This window comes from Mycolicibacterium sp. XJ870, assembly GCF_053483975.1.
On record NZ_JBEFTI010000001.1, the window covers coordinates 535790 to 554386 of the forward strand.

Annotated in this window: 20 protein-coding genes; 10 read left to right on the forward strand and 10 right to left on the reverse strand. The window is 67.2% G+C overall.

The window, feature by feature from the left end:
• Positions 1 to 25: 25 nt before the first annotated feature.
• The 3 genes from ABQF30_RS02665 to ABQF30_RS02675 are packed head-to-tail and all read right to left on the reverse strand — an operon-like array spanning position 26 to position 3836.
• Positions 26 to 1717 carry an NAD(P)/FAD-dependent oxidoreductase gene (locus ABQF30_RS02665; RefSeq protein ID WP_448460852.1) on the reverse strand — a complete coding sequence of 564 codons (1692 nt, stop codon included), beginning with the start codon at positions 1715 to 1717 and terminating at the stop codon, positions 26 to 28.
• A gap of 52 nt (positions 1718 to 1769) precedes the next feature.
• Positions 1770 to 3323: a flotillin family protein gene (locus ABQF30_RS02670; RefSeq protein ID WP_448460854.1), complete on the reverse strand. Its 1554-nt coding sequence runs from the start codon at positions 3321 to 3323 to the stop codon at positions 1770 to 1772.
• An 18-nt stretch (positions 3324 to 3341) separates the two neighbouring features.
• A complete protein-coding gene (locus tag ABQF30_RS02675) occupies positions 3342 to 3836 on the reverse strand; it encodes an NfeD family membrane protein (RefSeq protein ID WP_448460855.1) in 495 nt (164 codons plus the stop codon).
• A gap of 324 nt (positions 3837 to 4160) precedes the next feature.
• Here ABQF30_RS02675 and infA point away from each other — a divergent pair, with 324 nt between their 5' ends.
• From infA to truA, 8 genes are all read left to right on the forward strand, one after another.
• Positions 4161 to 4382, forward strand: a complete 222-nt coding sequence (gene infA / locus ABQF30_RS02680; RefSeq protein ID WP_003418601.1) for a translation initiation factor IF-1 — start codon at positions 4161 to 4163, stop codon at positions 4380 to 4382.
• Positions 4383 to 4465: 83 nt separating this feature from the next.
• Positions 4466 to 4579: a 50S ribosomal protein L36 gene (gene rpmJ, locus ABQF30_RS02685; protein WP_003879483.1), complete on the forward strand. Its 114-nt coding sequence runs from the start codon at positions 4466 to 4468 to the stop codon at positions 4577 to 4579.
• 158 nt (positions 4580 to 4737) lie between these two features.
• Positions 4738 to 5112 (forward strand): 30S ribosomal protein S13, encoded by a 375-nt coding sequence (rpsM, locus tag ABQF30_RS02690; RefSeq protein WP_448460857.1) that lies wholly within the window; start codon positions 4738 to 4740, stop codon positions 5110 to 5112.
• Between the two features lie 6 nt (positions 5113 to 5118).
• Positions 5119 to 5535 carry a 30S ribosomal protein S11 gene (gene rpsK, locus ABQF30_RS02695; RefSeq protein WP_019512358.1) on the forward strand — a complete coding sequence of 139 codons (417 nt, stop codon included), beginning with the start codon at positions 5119 to 5121 and terminating at the stop codon, positions 5533 to 5535.
• A 17-nt stretch (positions 5536 to 5552) separates the two neighbouring features.
• Positions 5553 to 6158: a 30S ribosomal protein S4 gene (gene rpsD, locus ABQF30_RS02700; protein ID WP_448460859.1), complete on the forward strand. Its 606-nt coding sequence runs from the start codon at positions 5553 to 5555 to the stop codon at positions 6156 to 6158.
• Between the two features lie 96 nt (positions 6159 to 6254).
• Positions 6255 to 7307, forward strand: a complete 1053-nt coding sequence (locus ABQF30_RS02705; protein WP_067842444.1) for a DNA-directed RNA polymerase subunit alpha — start codon at positions 6255 to 6257, stop codon at positions 7305 to 7307.
• 84 nt (positions 7308 to 7391) lie between these two features.
• A complete protein-coding gene (gene rplQ / locus ABQF30_RS02710) occupies positions 7392 to 7946 on the forward strand; it encodes a 50S ribosomal protein L17 (protein WP_448460861.1) in 555 nt (184 codons plus the stop codon).
• 16 nt (positions 7947 to 7962) lie between these two features.
• Complete coding sequence (gene truA / locus ABQF30_RS02715; protein ID WP_448460863.1) at positions 7963 to 8835, forward strand: tRNA pseudouridine(38-40) synthase TruA; 873 nt, start codon at positions 7963 to 7965, stop codon at positions 8833 to 8835.
• On the opposite strand, the gene ABQF30_RS02720 is transcribed toward truA, so the two are convergent.
• From ABQF30_RS02720 to ABQF30_RS02740, 5 genes are all read right to left on the reverse strand, one after another.
• Positions 8832 to 9446, reverse strand: a complete 615-nt coding sequence (locus ABQF30_RS02720; protein WP_448463382.1) for a cutinase family protein — start codon at positions 9444 to 9446, stop codon at positions 8832 to 8834. The two genes, truA and ABQF30_RS02720, sit on opposite strands and share 4 nt — an antisense overlap.
• Before the next feature lie 228 nt (positions 9447 to 9674).
• Positions 9675 to 11264 (reverse strand): hypothetical protein, encoded by a 1590-nt coding sequence (locus ABQF30_RS02725; protein ID WP_448460865.1) that lies wholly within the window; start codon positions 11262 to 11264, stop codon positions 9675 to 9677.
• Between the two features lie 99 nt (positions 11265 to 11363).
• Positions 11364 to 12038 carry a cutinase family protein gene (locus ABQF30_RS02730; protein WP_448460866.1) on the reverse strand — a complete coding sequence of 225 codons (675 nt, stop codon included), beginning with the start codon at positions 12036 to 12038 and terminating at the stop codon, positions 11364 to 11366.
• A 25-nt stretch (positions 12039 to 12063) separates the two neighbouring features.
• A complete protein-coding gene (locus ABQF30_RS02735; RefSeq protein WP_448463384.1) occupies positions 12064 to 12738 on the reverse strand; it encodes a cutinase family protein in 675 nt (224 codons plus the stop codon).
• A 15-nt stretch (positions 12739 to 12753) separates the two neighbouring features.
• A complete protein-coding gene (locus ABQF30_RS02740; RefSeq protein ID WP_448460867.1) occupies positions 12754 to 13779 on the reverse strand; it encodes an EamA family transporter in 1026 nt (341 codons plus the stop codon).
• Between the two features lie 79 nt (positions 13780 to 13858).
• Here ABQF30_RS02740 and ABQF30_RS02745 point away from each other — a divergent pair, with 79 nt between their 5' ends.
• Together ABQF30_RS02745 and eccB are read left to right on the forward strand one after the other, a co-directional pair.
• On the forward strand, positions 13859 to 14407 hold the full coding sequence (locus ABQF30_RS02745) for a CGNR zinc finger domain-containing protein (RefSeq protein ID WP_448463386.1): 549 nt from the start codon (positions 13859 to 13861) through the stop codon (positions 14405 to 14407).
• Between the two features lie 54 nt (positions 14408 to 14461).
• The gene (gene eccB, locus ABQF30_RS02750; protein ID WP_448460869.1) at positions 14462 to 15865 is read left to right on the forward strand and encodes a type VII secretion protein EccB; all 1404 of its coding nucleotides are present in this window, start codon (positions 14462 to 14464) and stop codon (positions 15863 to 15865) included.
• Here eccB and mycP read toward each other — a convergent pair.
• Complete coding sequence (mycP, locus tag ABQF30_RS02755; protein WP_448460871.1) at positions 15821 to 17140, reverse strand: type VII secretion-associated serine protease mycosin; 1320 nt, start codon at positions 17138 to 17140, stop codon at positions 15821 to 15823. The two genes, eccB and mycP, sit on opposite strands and share 45 nt — an antisense overlap.
• A gap of 17 nt (positions 17141 to 17157) precedes the next feature.
• On the reverse strand, positions 17158 to 18501 hold the full coding sequence (gene eccD, locus ABQF30_RS02760) for a type VII secretion integral membrane protein EccD (protein ID WP_448460873.1): 1344 nt from the start codon (positions 18499 to 18501) through the stop codon (positions 17158 to 17160).
• Positions 18502 to 18597 lie beyond the last annotated feature (96 nt).

The window sequence follows — 18597 nt, forward strand, 5'->3', positions numbered from 1 at the left end:
GTCGTCCAACCGTCCACATCGCTGTTCACTCCTCCGCCAGGTAACGGTGCACCAGCATCACCGCCATCGACCCTTCGCCGACCGCGGCCGCCACTCGTTTGGCGGACTCCGCACGTACATCCCCTGCAACAAACACACCGGGCACACTTGTTTCCAGGTGATGGGGCGGGCGTTCCAGCGTCCAGCCGCACACGTCACGCAGATCCGGCCCGGCCAGGATGAAACCGTGGTCGTCGCGGGCCACCACACCGTCGAGCCAGTCGGTGCGCGGCGTCGCGCCGATGAAACAGCACATCCGGGACGATCGCACCTCCTCGCGTTCCCCGGTGCGCTTGTTGTGCAGCACCAGGCCGACGAGATGGTCGTCCTCACCGATCGCGCCGACCACCTCGGTACAGGTCCTGACGTGAATGTTCGGGGTCTGCTCGATCTGCTGGATCAGGTAGTACGACATCGACGCTTCCAGCGACGGGCCGCGGACCAGCAGCGTCACCGAGTTGGCGCCCCGGGACATGAACATCGCCGCCTGGCCGGCGGAGTTGGCGCCGCCGACGATGTAGACGTCCTCACCCTGGCATTCCGACGCGTCGGAGACCGAGGCCCCGTAGTACACCCCGCGGCCGACGTAGTTGACCGGGTTCTGGGGATCGTCCCAGCAGCCAGGGATCGGAAGCTGGCGATAGTCGACCCCGGTGGCGAGGATGACCGCGCGGGCGCCGATGGTGTCCCCGTCGGCGAACGTGATGGTGCGGGCTGCACCGGCGATGTCGAGCGCGGTGGCCTCGCGCGTGGTGATGACCTCGGCGCCGAACCGTTCGGCCTGCCGGCGCGCCGACGTCGCAAGTTCGGCTCCGGAGACACCGGTGGGGAAGCCGAGGTAGTTCTCGATTCGCGAACTGCGACCGGCCTGCCCGCCCGTGGTGGTGCCCTCGATGAGCACCGTCTTGAGTCCCTCGGACGCGCCGTACACCGCTGCGGCCAGCCCCGCCGGCCCGCCGCCGATAACCGCAAGGTCGTACATGGTCAGCGACGGCGTGGTGGAGAGCCCGAGCATGTCGGCGAGCTCACCGTCAGTGGGCTCGACGAGCGTCTCGCCACCTTCGGTGATCACCACCGGCAACTGCAGGCCGTCAAGCCCGGCCGCGTCCAGCAACTGCCGGCCCTTGGGCTCGTCGGCGGTGAACGCACGGTAGGTGTGCTGGTTTCGGGCCAGGAACTGGCGCACCTCCCAGGACCGCGGACTCCATTGGTGCCCGATCACCTTGGTGTGCGGGATGGCCCGGTCGCCGACGGCTTGCCAGGCCTCGAGCAGAGCGTCGATCACCGGGTAGAGCTTCTCCTCCGGCGGATCCCACGGCTTGAGCAGGTAGTGGTCCAAGTCGACGATGTTGATCGCCGCGATCGCCGCGGTGGTGTCGGCATAGGCCGTGAGCAGCACGCGGCGGGCCATCGGGTAGAGATCCATGGCCGCTTCCAGGAACTCGATGCCGCTCATCTGCGGCATCCGGTAGTCGGCCACGAACACCGCCACGGTGTCGCCGCGCAGCTTCAGCTCGTTGAGAGTTTCCAGGGCGTCCGGACCCGATTCCGCCCGCACGATGCGATACCGCTCGCCGTAGTGCCGGCGCAGGTCACGCGCCACCGCACGGGACACAGCGGGGTCGTCGTCGACGGTGAGGATTACGGGCTTGCGGGGCTGGGGAGCGGGTCCAGTCATATCGCTTGCAATTATGCGCTCCCAGGCCAGCGATTTTCTTTCTCGACCGCTGCTAGTCCACGTGCGACAGCGATCCATTGCCTTCGGTGGGCACCGGTGGTGTCGGAGCGTCGGGGCGATTGAGCATCGCGGCCACGTCGATGCCCGACGACTTGAGTGACTCGATGATCTTGGCCACCGCCAACGGGCTGACCCCCAGCAGACCGCCCACTGCGTCCTGGGTGTCCCCGGCGCCGCCGATGATGGACAGCCGCTCGATCTCGGCGAGCGGCGTCGCGGCCGCCGCGGTGGCCTTGACGACCGACTCCAGCACATCCGGCAACATCAGCATCCGGGCCGCTTCGGCGGTGTAGCTGTTCAGCGCGGCCGCGATCTCCTTCTTACCGTTCGCCTCGGCGAGCAGCTTGGCCTCGATACCGGCGGCTTCGGCGTGCTGCTCGACGCGCAACGCGTCCGCGAGCTCCTTCTTGCCTGCCGCCTCGGCGATCAGCTTGGCCTGCAGGCTGTCCGCCTCGGCCTGCTGTTCGACCCGCAGCGCGTCGGCGGCGGCCTTGCGGGCATCGGCCTCGGCCTGCCCAGCCCGCCGCGCTGACTCCGCGCTGGCTTCCGCGGCCAGGATCGCGGCCTGTCGCTGACCCTCGGCCCTGGCGACGTCGGCCTGCCGCTGCGCCTCCGCCGGGGCGATGACGTCGGCCTGCAGCGCCGCTTGCGCCTGCTCTGCACGACGTTGCTCAACCTCGATGCGAGCCTGCACGCGGGCCGCCTCGGCCTGTTCGGTGGCGATGCCGACGTCCTTCTGGGCCCGTGCGTTGGCAAGCGGTCCGGCCTGGTCAGCTTGGGCGTTCTCGGCCTCGGTTTGCGCACGCAACCGGGCCAGCTCGACATCGCGCTTCTGGTTGGCGCTCGCGATCGCGGTGTCGGCCTCGGCTTGGGCGATCGATCCTTCCTGCCGAGCCTTGGCCGACCTGATCTGTGCGTCGCGTTCGGCCTCGGCGGTGCCGACGGTGGCGTCGCGCTTGACCTCGGCGATGCGCCGCTGCCCCAGTGACTTGAGGTAATCGTTGCCGTCGGAGATACCGGCGATCTTCAGCACATCGACCTCCATGCCGATGCGGGCCAGATCGCCGCCGGCCTCCTCGACCACACTGCGGGCAAGGGTGTCGCGGTTGGAGTTGAGGTCCTCGACGGTCATGGTGGCGGTGATGCCGCGCAGCGAGCCGGCCAGGATCTCGTTGATCTGCCGCTGCAGTTCGTTGAGGTCGGAGGTGAGGAAGCGCTGCACCGCGGTCTGTACGGCTTCGTCGGCCGAGCCGATGCGGACCAGCCCGACGGCCTCCACGTTGACCGGTACGCCGTTGTTGGACAACGCATTCTGCAGGTTGATGCTGACGTTGAACGGTTCCAGGCTCATGATGTCGACCCGCTCGATGCCGGGCATCCGGAAGCGGGCACCGCCGCGGACCACTTTCGGGGTGCCCCGGCCGGTGAACACCGCCACCTCGTTCGGCGGGACCTTGATGTAGTTCTTCACGTACACCAGCGGCAGCACCACCAGGATCAGGATGGCGGCGATGGCGGCCAGGACGACGATCATCAGCGTGGACACTTAGGTGCCTTTCTCGGATCAGTGCTCGGGTACCGCGACGACGTGAACGAAATCGGAGTCGATATCGGCGATATAGATGGGAGTGGACTTGGGCAGGGCGGCCGGTTCGTCGCTCTTGGCGCGAGAGAACACGCGGTTGCCGTCGGCGTCGACGAAGGACACCTCGCCCCAGCCGTCGGCAGGCACCTCAAGAGTCACTGTGCCGAGTAGCCCGATGTACGAGGACCTGCCTTTGTGAGAGTTGGACTGTTGCTTGCGCAGATAAGGCAGGAGCAGACCGTTGAGGACGAACACCAAAACGACGGCGCACGCCGCGGCCACCAGCGCGGTCGCGAAGACGCCCAACCCCAGCCAGGTGCCGATCATGCCGCCCGTTCCTGCTCCGACCAGCGCAGCCGAGATGGCGGTGAGGCTCAGGAACGGCATCCCGTCGCCGTGCCCGACATCGGACAGCAACAGTGCGGACAGCACCGCCACCGCGCCGACGATGAACGCCGCCAGGTACACAGCCATCACGTGTTCTGTCTCCGATTTCAGGCCGCTGGGGCGGCACAACTGGCACGCCGTGGGTGGCGCAGCTCACTATGGACCATTGTCGCGTGTCCCGGGGCGCTTGCGCGCATGAATATTCGGTGGCTCTGCGCTGGCCAGCCGTGATTTTGGCCCAGGCCGATAAGCGGGTATTGTGGACCAACGGTGCGGCTTCCGCCCGACTTTCTGCGTGCCCCGTTCTGGATTTTCTGGAATCTCTCTCGATTCGGCTCACGTTTTTAAGTCGGATAGTCGCTGTGCCGACGGGCGCACGATACGAAACGAAAGCAAGGATCGCCAGACAGTATGGCCAAGAAAGACGGTGCGATCGAGGTCGAGGGTCGCGTGGTCGAACCCCTGCCCAATGCGATGTTCCGCATTGAGCTGGAGAACGGACACAAGGTCCTGGCCCACATCAGCGGGAAGATGCGGCAGCACTACATCCGCATCCTGCCCGAGGACCGGGTAGTGGTGGAGCTCTCTCCCTATGACCTGTCCCGGGGCCGCATTGTGTACCGGTACAAGTGACGAAATAGCCCGACCGCAAACGACGAGAGACAGTGACGAGCGCCAGCGCCCGTCACCGACAGACCTAGAAGGATCGAACAGCCGTGAAGGTGAACCCGAGCGTCAAGCCCATCTGCGATAAGTGCAGGGTGATCCGCCGGCATGGGCGGGTCATGGTGATCTGCAGCGATCCGCGCCACAAGCAGCGGCAAGGCTGAACAGGCCCCGAGCTGCCGGCACCCACAACTGAATGATGACCTCCCAGCGCCAGTGAGTGGATAGGCCGCTCATGCACCCCCGGAACGGAGGCCGGGGCCCCACATAGATGAGGGGACGGACTGGGAAAAGACCTCCGCATAGCAAGAGGAATGCACACATGGCTCGACTTGTGGGCGTAGATCTTCCGCGCGACAAGCGCATGGAGATCGCGCTGACCTACATCTACGGCATTGGCCGTACCCGCTCCCAGGAGATCCTTGCCGCCACCGGCATCGACAAGGAGATGCGCACGAAGGACCTGACCGACGATCAGGTGTCCCAGCTGCGCGAATACATCGAAGGCAACCTCAAGGTTGAGGGTGACCTGCGCCGTGAGGTGCAGGCCGACATTCGCCGGAAGATCGAGATCGGCTGCTACCAGGGCCTGCGGCACCGCCGTGGTCTGCCGGTGCGCGGCCAGCGGACCAAGACCAACGCGCGCACCCGCAAGGGCCCGAAGCGCACCATCGCCGGCAAGAAGAAGGCCAGGTAACCCCGGATGGCACAGGCAAAGAAGGGCGGCACCGCCGCCAAGAAGGGTCAGAAGACCCGCCGCAGGGAAAAGAAGAACGTCCCGCACGGCGCTGCTCACATCAAGAGCACCTTCAACAACACCATCGTGTCGATCACCGATCCCCAGGGCAACGTCATCGCCTGGGCCTCGTCGGGTCACGTCGGCTTCAAGGGTTCGCGTAAGTCGACCCCATTCGCCGCACAGCTGGCCGCCGAGAATGCCGCCCGCAAGGCGCAGGAGCACGGTGTCAAGAAGGTCGATGTCTTCGTGAAGGGCCCGGGTTCGGGCCGCGAGACCGCGATCCGCTCGCTGCAGGCCGCCGGCCTCGAGGTTGGCGCAATTTCCGATGTCACTCCGCAGCCGCACAACGGCTGCCGTCCGCCCAAGCGGCGCCGGGTCTAGAAGGAGATAGCAGACTCATGGCTCGTTATACGGGACCCGTCACCCGCAAGTCGCGCCGCCTCGGCGTCGACCTCGTCGGTGGTGACCAGTCGTTCGAGAAGCGCCCCTACCCGCCCGGCCAGCATGGCCGCGCGCGGATCAAGGAGAGCGAGTACCGCACTCAGCTGCAGGAGAAGCAGAAGGCCCGCTTCACCTACGGCGTGATGGAGAAGCAGTTCCGCAAGTACTACGAAGAGGCCAACCGCCACTCCGGAAAGACCGGCGAGAACCTGCTGCAGATCCTGGAAAGCAGGCTGGACAACGTCGTGTACCGCGCCGGCCTGGCCCGGACCCGCCGCATGGCGCGTCAGCTGGTCAGCCACGGCCACTTCACCGTCAACGGTGTGAAGGTGGACATCCCGAGCTACCGGGTGGCGCAGTACGACATCATCGATGTCAAGGAAAAGTCGCTGAACACCCTGCCGTTCGAGGTTGCCCGGCAGACCGCCGGTGAGCGGCCGATCCCGTCGTGGCTGCAGGTCGTCGGCGAGCGTCAGCGGATCCTGGTTCACCAGCTGCCCGAGCGGGCGCAGATCCAGGTGCCTCTCGCCGAGCAGCTCATCGTCGAGTTCTACTCGAAGTAACCGATTTCGCGGCCGAAGGCCGCACATGTTGAGGGTCGCCCGACCATCAACACCAGACGGCATCAAATAGCGGGTGCCGAGAAGGAGAAGAACACCATGCTGATTTCTCAGCGACCCACACTGTCCGAGGAGAGCGTCGCCGAAAACCGCTCCAAGTTCGTCATCGAACCCCTGGAGCCCGGTTTCGGTTACACCCTGGGCAACTCGCTGCGGCGCACGCTGCTGTCGTCCATCCCGGGCGCGGCGGTCACCAGCATCCGCATCGACGGTGTGCTGCACGAGTTCACCACTGTCCCCGGGGTGAAGGAAGACGTCACCGACATCATCCTGAACCTCAAGGGCCTGGTCGTGTCCTCCGAGGAGGACGAGCCGGTCACCATGTACCTGCGCAAGCAGGGCCCGGGTGCGGTCACCGCCGGTGACATCGTGCCGCCGGCCGGTGTGACGGTGCACAACCCCGACATGCACATCGCCACCCTGAACGACAAGGGCAAGCTGGAGGTCGAGCTCGTCGTCGAGCGCGGCCGCGGTTACGTCCCCGCCGTGCAGAACAAGGCGTCGGGCGCCGAGATCGGCCGCATCCCGGTCGATTCGATCTACTCGCCGGTGCTGAAGGTCACCTACAAGGTGGAGGCCACCCGCGTCGAGCAGCGCACCGACTTCGACAAGCTGATTCTCGACGTCGAGACCAAGAACTCGATCAGCCCGCGCGACGCCCTGGCGTCGGCCGGTAAGACCCTGGTCGAATTGTTCGGTCTGGCACGGGAACTCAACGTCGAGGCCGAGGGCATCGAGATCGGGCCGTCGCCGGCCGAGGCCGACCACATCGCCAGCTTCGCGCTGCCGATCGACGACCTGGACCTGACCGTCCGCTCGTACAACTGCCTCAAGCGCGAGGGTGTGCACACGGTGGGCGAGCTCGTCGCCCGCACGGAGTCCGACCTGCTGGACATCCGCAACTTCGGCCAGAAGTCCATCGACGAGGTGAAGATCAAGCTGCACCAGCTCGGTCTCTCGCTCAAGGACAGCCCGGCCACGTTCGATCCGTCCGAGGTTGCCGGTTACGACGCCGCCACCGGTACCTGGACCAGCGACGCCGGCTACGACCTGGACGACAACCAGGACTACGCCGAAACCGAACAGCTGTAACGGGCACATTCCCACCCAGCTCTACCCGCCCGAACCGTCCCGGTCCTACCTGATACGGGGGCCGGCCCCAATTAGGAGTCTGCAATGCCCAAGCCCACCAAGGGTCCTCGCCTCGGCGGGTCGTCTTCGCACCAGAAGGCGCTTCTGGCCAACCTGGCCACCTCGCTGTTCGAGCACGGCCGCATCAAGACGACCGAGCCCAAGGCGCGGGCGTTGCGGCCCTACGCGGAGAAGCTCATCACCCATGCCAAGAAGGGCACGCTGCACAACCGGCGTGAGGTGATGAAGAAGATCCGCGACAAGGACGTCGTGCACGTTCTGTTCGCCGAGATCGGCCCGTTCTTCGCCGATCGCGCCGGTGGCTACACCCGCATCATCAAGGTCGAGAACCGCAAGGGCGACAACGCCCCCATGGCGGTCATCGAGCTGGTGCGGGAGAAGACCGTGACGTCCGAGGCGGACCGCGCACGTCGCGCCGCCGCGTCGCAGGCCAAGGCTGAGGAGCCGAAGGCTGACGAGGTCAAGGCTGACGAGGTCAAGGCTGACGAGGCAACCGAGGCTCCGGCTGAGGCCGAAGAGGCCAAGGCTGAGACCGAGACGACGGATGAGGCTGACTCCAAGGATGCAGACAAGTCCTAGCGGTAACGCTGTGAACATGCCCGCCACCGATTCCGGTGGCGGGCATGTCGCATTTATCCGCCTGCGGCTCGACGTTGCCTACGACGGCACCGATTTCGCCGGCTGGGCAGCGCAGGTCGGACAGCGGACCGTCGCCGGGGTGATCGACGAGACGTTGTCGACGGTGTTCCGCACTCCGGTGGTGACGCGGACGGCCGGGCGCACCGACACCGGCGTGCATGCCACGGGTCAGGTGGCACACGTCGATGTGCCGACGGATGCTTTGCCGCACGCCTATCCGCGCACCCCACGGGCGTCCGAAGCCGAGTTCACCGCGTTGATCCGCAGGCTGTCGAAGTTCCTACCCGCCGATGTGCGGGTCCGCGATATCGTCCGCGCCCCATCGGGTTTCGATGCGAGATTTTCGGCGCTGCGCCGGCACTACATCTACCGCCTGAGCACTGCGCCATACGGGGTGGAGCCGCAGGATGCGCGCTTTGTGACTCCTTGGTCGCACCCGCTGAACGTCGAAGTGATGACGGCCGCCTCGCAGGAACTGTTGGGCCTGCACGATTTCGCGGCGTTCTGCCGCCATCGGCCCGGCGCCACGACGATCCGGGACCTACAGCGACTGGACTGGGTACGCGAAGGCGACTACGTGACGGCCTACGTGACCGCAGACGCCTTCTGCTGGAACATGGTCCGGTCCCTCATCGGCGCGCTGTTGAAGGTAGGGGAGGGCCGTCGTGAAACGGACTGGACCGCAAGCCTGCTCAGTGCGACGAGCCGGTCCAGTGATTTCGCCGCCGCCCCGGCGCGCGGGCTGACCCTGGTCGGCGTGGATTACCCGCCTGACGATCAGCTTGACGCGCGCAATCGGGTGACTCGCGATGTACGCACCGCCGACTAGAGCCGGCCTGCAACGAAGTCAGCGGCCTGATTGACCATTCCACCGTCGATGTACGCGCCGGCGAGATGATCTGGCCAGTTGTTGCGCCAGGTGTCTGGGTCGGCGGGGTTGCAGATCGGGTCTGCGCCGTGACACAACTCGATGGTCTTGTCGCCGTAGAGCGGGCTGAAGTTCGTGATCGGGCCGATCCACGCGGCGCCGTTGCCGAATAGCGCGACCGCGGCAATGTGGTTCTCGGCACCCGCCGGCAGCGGGGTCTTGAAGCCGAAGCCGGTGAACGGAATGGCCAGCACTACATCGGCGACCGCCGCACCCAACGAGTAGCCACCGATCACCAACCGGGTGTCGGGGCAATTGTCCATCATGTACTGGATGTGCCGGCTCATGTCGTTGGCGCCGACGTCGATCTCGCTGTCGGCGGGGTACCTCACCGCATACGTGCCGATGTTCTTGTCAGTCTTGGAGCGCACGGCATTGACGAACGCGTTGCCGAGCGTTCCGATCCCCGCCGGCTCGGTACGCCCGCGGGCGAACACCACTTCGACGTCGGGGCACGGCGCGGCACTGGCAACGGGCAGGCCCGTGGCTAGGACGGCCGGCGCGACCGGCATGACGGCGGCTACCGCCGCCACGATCGCGACCGCAGAGAACCATCGGCGAAACCGTCGGCGAGCTGGATATTCGGCCACCTACGCGATCGTAGCGGACGACATTGCGGTGTTCGGTGTTCTTGTGGCGCGGACTACAGCAACCGTTCCTGGTTAGTGAGCAGGAGTGTGTCCTGTGCGGCCCGAACGGTGTTGGCCGCCGGTGGGTGTTGTCCGGTGGACCGCCGCGCCTCATGGTGGGCGTGGCGGTGAGCCAGAACTACGGCACCGTCGTGTGGTTCCCGGTGGGTGCTCAGGCCTGGCCGGTGGAGTGCCCGCACCCGTCCGCTGTCGGGTGCGGGGTCCTGCCGGCCGACGCCTGATCGCCACGCCGAGTCCACGTCTACCGATCGCGACCGCCGCCCCATGATGACCAGTCACGGTAGCCGGATCGGAAGTCTGCTGCTGTAACGGTGTGCGCCAGTGCTGAGCGCCCCAGCGGCTGGTGTAGGCAGGGTCCACCCCGATCACCCCGATGCCCCGGCGGGTGGCCATACCGACCAGTCGGCTCCGGAATTTGGCGGTGGGGATCCCGGCGACGGTGCGGCGCAACCGTTTCCCACGCTTTCCGCGGCCCAGCGTTTCGCGGCCGGTCGCCCGGGCGTCGGCGAAATCCAGATTCTCCACCACGACGGCAGCGCAGTTGTGCTGGCCTGCCAGATCCAGCAGGGCGGTAATCGCGGCCCTGACCCGCCCATCGCGCCGCGACGCCCGCAACCCCGCTGTCTCGACTCCGATGGTGACGGGCTCCCCGATCGGGTTACCCGACGCGTCGAGCACACAACACGCCAGATGGTCGGCGTTGAGGTCCACCCCCAGTACCGGCCCGGCCCGCAACTCCTCGAGCTCGGGTGCCGATTCAGGCGCGGTTTTCCAGGACGCGTCCAGATACCAGCGGTCACGGTGCGGGTCGAAAATGATGTCGTAGCGCACCGCCCGCCGCCCAGCCACCCGCTCCGCCCACTGCTCGGCACAGTGGTGAAACGCCACCGGCGCGGCGATCACCAGGTGGCTGCCGAACCGGTCGGCCAAGGCCGCGGGCACTTTGACACGCAGGTGTCCGTGGTCGTCGACGTGGATGGTCTCATTGCCACCCGGTTTGCCGGATTCGCCGTCGGCGGTCAGGAACATCCGCGCGGCATCCCAATTCGCGCGCCACTGTTCTTCTGTCAACTCGGCGGCATCGAGATGGTTGCGGTGACGCCACAACCGCTTCCCGCCCACGGTGACCGACGGCCGCCCCGCCGCCAATGCCGCCTCGGCCGCAGCGAGCCTAATCCGCAGGATCGCCAGGCGGCGGGTCTTGGCGAACCGTTCCGCGGCGCTGCGATAGCCCCGCACCCGCCGCGACCGTCCCCGCCCAGCAAGGTCCTCGCCGTCGGCGGCGGGTGCGAGCTGTCCCGGCCGCAGCGCGCAGCGCGCCTCGAGCACCTCTACCGCGGCCCGCAGATCAGCGACCTGGGCGGCCAGGCACCGCATCCCCAACAGGTACTGATCCTCGACCGCGCGGGTAATCGCCCCGGCCCACCGCGACGACGACACCGCAGTCAACGCCTGCTTGCGTCCGGCCCGCCACCCCCCATGACCCTGAGGATCCAACTGGCCCAGCGCGATCCGCGCCGCCAACTCACCGCGATACACCGACCCCAACAAGTCCCCGATCGCGGTCAACGCCGCTGCCTCATCGGCACTCGGATGGATCCGGGTCCGGATCCGCACCCCCGCCGGGGCCGCCGCCACCACCGGATCAGCGATCCACCGCAACAACCGATTCCCAACCACACCCGCATAATCGCAGCCACCACCGACAAGCACGCTGATCGTCGCGCGACCCCGCTCACTAACGCGCAGTATCAATCACTACCGCTCAACTTGAACGACCTACAGCAACCCCGCAACGAAATTGGCGGCCTCGTTGGACGCGGCGCTCTCGTAGGCGCGGTGCGCGCGCACGCTGTTGCCGTCGGTGCAGACGGGATCGCCTGGGTTGCACAGATCGATGGCGCGCGATCCGTAGACCGGGCTGGAGGTCAGTGGCAGGCCCAGCTTCGCCGACGGGTTTCCGAACACCGCGACCGCCGCGACGTGTGCGGGGACGTTGGGCGGCAGCGGTGAGTTGAAGCCGACAGCGGGGAACGGCACCGCTGCGATCACATCGATCACCGCGGCACCTTGGGAGTATCCAGCCAGCACGAGCCGGGTCGCCGGGCAGTTGTTCACCATCCACTGGATGTGGCCGCTGGCGTCGTTGGCGCCGCCGGCTGCGGCCAGGAAGTCGTAGCTGGCCGGATAGTCCACCGCATACGCACCGACGGAGCGGCCGCCGACCTTGTTGCGCAGCGAGTTGACGAAGGCATTGCCGATCCGCCCGAGGCCGGCTTCTTCATCCGTGCCTCGGGCGAAAACCACCTCGATATCTGGGCAGTCGGCGGCCGCGGCCACGCCCAGACTGCCGGTGGTTGGCGGCGCCACCATGGGGGAGATGGCGGCCGCCGCAGCGATCAGCGCGGCGGTTGCGACGAGCAGGGCGTAACGGCGAACAAGATCGAAGGGCACACCGAATATTAGCGGTTGTTGCCGACTACACGCGTCCGGCGATGAATCCCGCGGCCTGTTGGATGAAGGCCGAGCTCTCGTAATGAGTGTGCGCGAACGGATTACGGCCGTCCGAACAGATCGGGTCGCCATCACTGCACAGGTCGATCGCCCGGCCGCCGAACCTGCTCGACGTCACCGGAATGCCGAACTTGGCGGACGGGTTCCCGAACACGGCGACGGCGGCGACATTGCCGGACAGGTTGCCCGGTAACGGCGGTGCCGAACCGATTTCGCCGACCCGATTACCCAACGGCGGAATGCCCAGCAGCATGTCGACCACTGCCGCCCCCTGGGAGTACCCACCGAGGACGATGCGGGTCGACGGGCAGTCCTGAGCCATCGCCGCGATGTGGTTGGTCGCGTCGCTGGCGCCATCGGCTGCGGCCATGAAGTCGTAGGTGGCCGGGTAATTCACCGCGTAGGTGCTCACGGTGCGGCCACCGACCTGACCCCGTAGCGTGTCGGCAAGTGCCTGGCCGACGCGGCCGACGCCGACGGGCTCACTGGTGCCGCGGGCGAACACCACCTCGATGTCGGGGCAGGGAGCTGCGGCGGCTACCGGGACGGGCGCCACGGCCAGGACGGCACCGGCGCACAGGACTGCTGAGGCGATCGCGGCCACCCGGGCCGGCATCCGGAGGAGAGTCACGCCCGACATCGTCACACAAATTGCTTAGCCACGGCTAATCGTTTGCTCAACCGTCGCATCCTGAACAGGAGTATCGGGCCAGCACGCCTGCGCGATCCGGTCGGCCTCCTGCTCGCTGCGGTCACCCTGACGGGCCAGCGCGAGACCGAGCAGGACCACCGCGCCGCCGATGAACTGGGGCGTCGTCATCGCCTCGCCCAGCATGATCCAGGCGATCAGCACCGCGAACATCACCTCGGACAGTCCCACCAGCGAGGCGAACCGTGGCTTGAGCCGGGCGATCCCGAGGATGCCGAGGGTGTAGGCGATCGCCGTCGGGATCAGACCCAGCGCGATCACCGGCACCAGCCACGAGGTGGTGAAGCCCGCGAGCGCCACCGGGTTGGTGGTGAAGGTCAACGGCATGATGCCGGTGAGGCTGAGCAGTGCCACCGCAGCGGTGCCGACGATGAGACCGCCTGCGGCCAGGCTGATCGGATGCAGCCCGTCGGTCACCTGGTTGGACATCATGAAGTAGCACGCCGCGCACACAGCCGCGGCCAGACCCCAGGTCACGCCGACCACGTTGATGTGCGCCCCGCTGAACACATTGAGCACCAACATGATTCCGGCGACTGCCAAGGCAACGCCACCAAAGGTCATGGCGCCGGGGCGGCGCCGGCTGGTGGCCCAGACCCAGCCGACGACCAGGATCGGTGCGGTGTACTCCAGCAGTAGTGCCACGCCGACCGAGAGGTGCGCGACGGCGTTGTAGTAGCACAGCTGGGCACCGGCGATGGGGATCACACCGTAGGCGATCACTGTTCTGGCGTGGCTGGTGACCTCGCGGATCCAGCCGGGACGGACGATGCTGGCGAAGATGGCCATCGCCAATGCGCCGCCCGCCAGCCGGGCGGTCACCGCCGCGGTCGGGCTCCAGCCCGCCTCCATCAGCGCTTTGGCGAATGGGCCCGATGACCCGAATGCCACCGCTGAGCTGACGGCGAGCAGCAGACCGAGCCGAAAGTGGTTATCGGCGGTTGTTCGGTCGAGCTGGGTCGCTGTGGCCATCGGTGCACCTCCCCGGAGGATGTAATGAGTAAACTCGATTTTGGTCATGACGCTACGACGGAAGGGGGTCATGAGTCAAATGCTTTTTACTTATGACACAGAGCTCACTCTCCGAGCCGCCGCCGTATTGATAAACACCGAACGAGTCGACGGCGAACAACTCGGCGATCTGGCAGCGCTCGACGCATACCTGGACCACTTCGGCTGGACCGGCCGGCGCGACCACGACGACGCCGAACTGGCGGCGGTGCAGCGGCTGCGCGCCCGCCTGGGTGAGATCTGGGCGGTGGCCGACGACGAAGAAGCGGTCGGAAAGGTCAATGTCCTACTGGGCGACACCAAGGCATCCCCGTGGCTGACCAGGCATCCGGAGATGCCGGAGTGGCATCTGCATCTGGCCTCCGCGGATGACCCGCTGTGGCAGCGGATGGGCGCAGAGATCGCGATGGCGCTGGCCGACCTGATCCGTGGCGGTGAGTTGAGGCGGCTGAAGATCTGTGCGGCGCCGGACTGCGAGGCCGTGCTGACCGACCTGTCCCGCAATCGATCCAGGATCTTCTGCGACACCGGAAACTGCGGCAATCGCCAACATGTCGCGGCATACCGGCAGCGTCAGCGCGAGGAGTAAATCGTGCGAAGCAGATGCCTCCGGCGGGGTTAGGGTTCTCGCCGGGGGACACTTATGGCACGGCAACCGGCAACCCGGCTACAGCTCAGCGGGCATCGCTTCCTGATCCGGCGGATGGCACACGCCCTGGTGCGTGGTGACACCAGAATGCTGGACGATCCGCTTCGCACGCAGTCGATTTCGTTCTCCATCGGTTGCGTGCTGGCGGTCGTGGCGATCACGGCGTGCCTGGTGCTGGCACTCGTGCGCCCTGGCAACGCGCTCGGCAGCTCGCCGATCGTCCTGACCCGCGACTCGGGTGCGCTGTACGTGCGCATCGGAGACACCATGCACCCGGTGCTCAACCTGGCCTCGGCACGGCTGATCGCGGGTGTGCCGGCTGACCCGGACTCGGTGAGCGACGCGGCGGTTGCGGCAGCGCGCCGAGGGCCGCTGGTGGGCATCGCCGGTGCCCCGACGCAGATCGACCCTCCCTTGGCTATCGACGAGTCAGGCTGGTCCGTCTGCGATTACGATGGCACCACCGCCTTCGCCGCCGGCCGGCTGGATGGGGAAGTCACGCAACTGCGCGGCGGACAGGCATTGTTGGTCGCGCCGCATGGCGAATCGGCCGCGACGACGTATCTGCTGTTCGACGGCTGGCGAGCCGCTGTCGATCTGCGGAACATCGCCGTGGTACGGGCGTTGCGCATGGAAGGTATTGCACCACTGCCGGTCTCGCGTGCATTGCTGCACAGCGTGCCCGAGGCACCGCCCATCCAGGTGCCCTTGATCGCGGGGGCCGGCTCACCCGGACCGGCGGCACTGCGTGGCCAAACCGTCGGCAGCGTGGTGCAGGTGGTGCGGACCAGTCCTGACACCGATGAGTTCTACGTCGTCCTCGCCGACGGGTTGCAACGCGTCAGCAGAATCGTCGCCGACCTCATCCGGTTCACGGTGCCGCAACCGGCCGGTGAGCCGCCGGTGATCGCCGCGGATGTGGTGGCCGCCGCGCCGTTCGTGGAAAGCCTTGCCGTGGCGACATTTCCGCAGCGAGTTCAGCGGCGCGCCGGCGCTGTGGTGTGTGCCGGTTGGGATCCGCGCCAACCACAGCCCGGCACCAATACAAAGCTGCTCGTGGGCGATTCCCTGCCCGATGCCGGTCTGCAACTGGCCCAGGCAGACGGAGACGGCCCCAACATCGACCGAGTCCGCATTCCGCCGGGGCGCAGCGCGCTCGTGCGTTCGACAGGTCTCGCCGGCAATCAGGAACCTCACGGACCGCTCTACCTCCTCAACGACCTCGGAGTGCTCTTCGGAATTCGCGACAGCACGGCCGCAGAACATCTGGGCCTGACTGTTCCTGCCGTCCCGGCGCCGTGGCCGATGCTGGCAATGCTGCCGCGCGGGCCGGAACTGAGCCGCGACGCCGCCTCAGTCGTGCGCGACGGGTTGGTGTCCGCCAGGGCTACGCCGTAATCGCTTGGTGGACAACGCCAGCGCAACCAGGGAAGCCGCGGCGACACAGACGGCCGCCCCGACGAACGCGGTGGTGCGCGGCCGTGCGTCGACGGGTGCAACGGCGGGCTGCGTCACCGTCGGCAGGTTCCGCGCCTGTGCGTCGGTTGCCGGTGGCCCACCACTCACGGCAGCCAGGGGATCGATGGTTCCGTTGCCTATGAACGGGTCCCAACCGCCCGGCGGTCGGTGTGCGGTGGTCTCGATGCGGCGCATCACCTCCCGAGCGGTCAACTGCGGGAACCGTGATCGCACCAGGGCGGCGAGACCGGCGACCATCGGTGCGGCATAACTCGTGCCCGAGATCGGCTTGGCGTCACCCAGTACATCGATGAGCTGATCGCCGTCGGGATGCAGCGACACGATGTCCTCACCGACAGCGGCGACATCCACCCATGGCCCACCGAGGCTGAAGATCGATGCAGCGCCGCCGCGTCCGACAGAGCCTACGCAGAGCACCAGTTCGTCGTACCAGGCCGGACTGGCCACGGACTGAAGGTTGTCCCAATCCGGCCTGTCGGAGGGGTTCTGCTGCGGGCAGTGGCCGGGCCCGCCGACGTTTCCGGCCGCGGCCACGACCACGACGTTCTTGACGTCGACGGCGTAGGAAAGCGCCGCCCCGAGCGTACGGTCGTCGAGCGTGGTGACGGCATCGTCGGCGGCGACGCAGGCCACCGACGAGATGTTGATGACGGAGGCACCGAGATCGGCTGCCGTCCGTACCGCCTTGGCGAGGGTGCTCACGTCGCCGACGCCGCGGGATCCGGTCCCGACGGCGAATTTGTTGCTGGACTGCCGAATAGCCAGAATCGTGGCGTCGGGCGCGACGCCGCTGAAGCCCTCAGCGGTGGGCGCGCCACCGATGATTCCAGCGACGATGGTGCCGTGTCCGTCGCAGTCCGCGGTGCCGTCGCCGGAGGACACATAGTCTCCGCCGCCTACGAGGTGAGGCAGCAACCGGTGGCGTGCTACGCCGGTGTCGATGACCGCAACCGTCTGACCGCTGCCCCGGGTCAGCCGCCACACCGCCTCAAGACCGAGTGGGGTGCCGACGGTGACGGTGTCCCGTGTGGGCGTTCCGAAGCACTGCTCGCGCTGTTCGGTCCGATGCGCGGGTGCGGGTGCCGCCGGCGCGGGTAGTAGGGTGCTGTCGACAACGGGCGGCACGATCGCTGTGGCCGATGGCGCCACCGCCACCGCTAACGGCACCGGCATTACCGCCAACGCGGCCACCATGAGTCGACATTGCGCCCTCACAGCGGCCCCAGACCGCCGACCAGGTCGAAGATTCCGGCGAGCCAGCATGCCAGCGGTGCGATCGCGGCCAGTGCGCCGTACTCGAGCGCATGGACGATGCGCACGGCGAGTGGGCTCGTGATGGCGGCGGGCATCAGCGTGGCAAGCCCGACGCTGACAGCCGCGACTCCGGTCCAGCCGCCGTAGGCCGGAGCCCATGCCGCCACTAGCACGAACATCGAACTCAGCGAACAGAATCCGGCGACGTTCAGCGCAGTGCGGCACTGGCCGGAGGCGTAGGACCGGGAGCGCAGGAGCAGCGCTACGCCGACCGCCGCGGTGAACGCCATTGCGGCGCCGGTGACCGGGTCCCGGCCCCCGGTAGCCACCAGCAGGGTGCCCAGCGCCGCTGCACCGGCACAGCCTGCCACCAAGCCGATCAGTATCCGGTGGCCACGGTCCGCGACGAAGTCGACGTGAATGGTGGTGTCGCCCAGAGGTTCCCCCGGGTCGTCCACATCAGGCATCCGCGGCGTCAGACCGGCCAGCGCGATCGAGAGCCGTGGTGTCAGGGACAATCCGCCCATCGCCAGCGCGCTGAGCACCGCGCCGACCTGTGGGACGCCCATCGGCCACAGCACCGCGCACGCTGTCACCACAGCCGCTGCCGCAGCAAGTGTGACGATCGCGAGCAGAACCTCTGTGCCACAGCTCGATAGCCGGATGAGAACAACGCCGAGCGAGGCGGCGGCCACCGCGGCGAGGAAGAAGTTGGCCGGGCCCGGCCCCGCGGGCACCACGAGAAGTCCGAGGACGGCTGCGTGGGCCACCGCGGTGACGTTCAGTGACGTCGCGCCCGGCCGGCCGAGCCCGATCCGCTGCGCCGCCAACGCGGCCGCGATGAGAACGGCGGTCAGTACGACAACGGCAACAATACGCCCCGGGCCTTCGGTGCCGAGGCCGGCGCATACGACCGCCGACGTGCCGAGCAGGCTGGCCCACAGGAAGCCCGCCGAACGCAGTGCGGGATGTGGTTCGACAGGCGCCTCGGTAGTGAGCGCGACGGTTATTCCATGCGAGCGTGGCGGCTGAACGACGGCCTCCGACAGCAGAAGCAGGTCGCCATCATGAATATCGTTCTGCACCAGTGTCATCGCCTCGTTCAACAGCACTCCGCCCAGCTTGCCGAGACGCCAATGCCGCACGGTGTCACCGTTGGCGCCCACCGCATCCAGGATCGGCGGGATCAACCGGCCCACGGGCATCCACGCGGGTAGCGTCAGATCTACCGGCGCGGGGCAGTCCTGCCCGGCGATGACCGCTTCGCAGTGAATCGATACGTGGCGCAACGTATCCGGCACAACTTCACCCCCCGGTAGACGTCTGTGCAGTTCACCGTAACCGACCACCGCGGCCGCCCTGCGCACGAAAATTCACCGTTGTCGGTAGGGAACCGA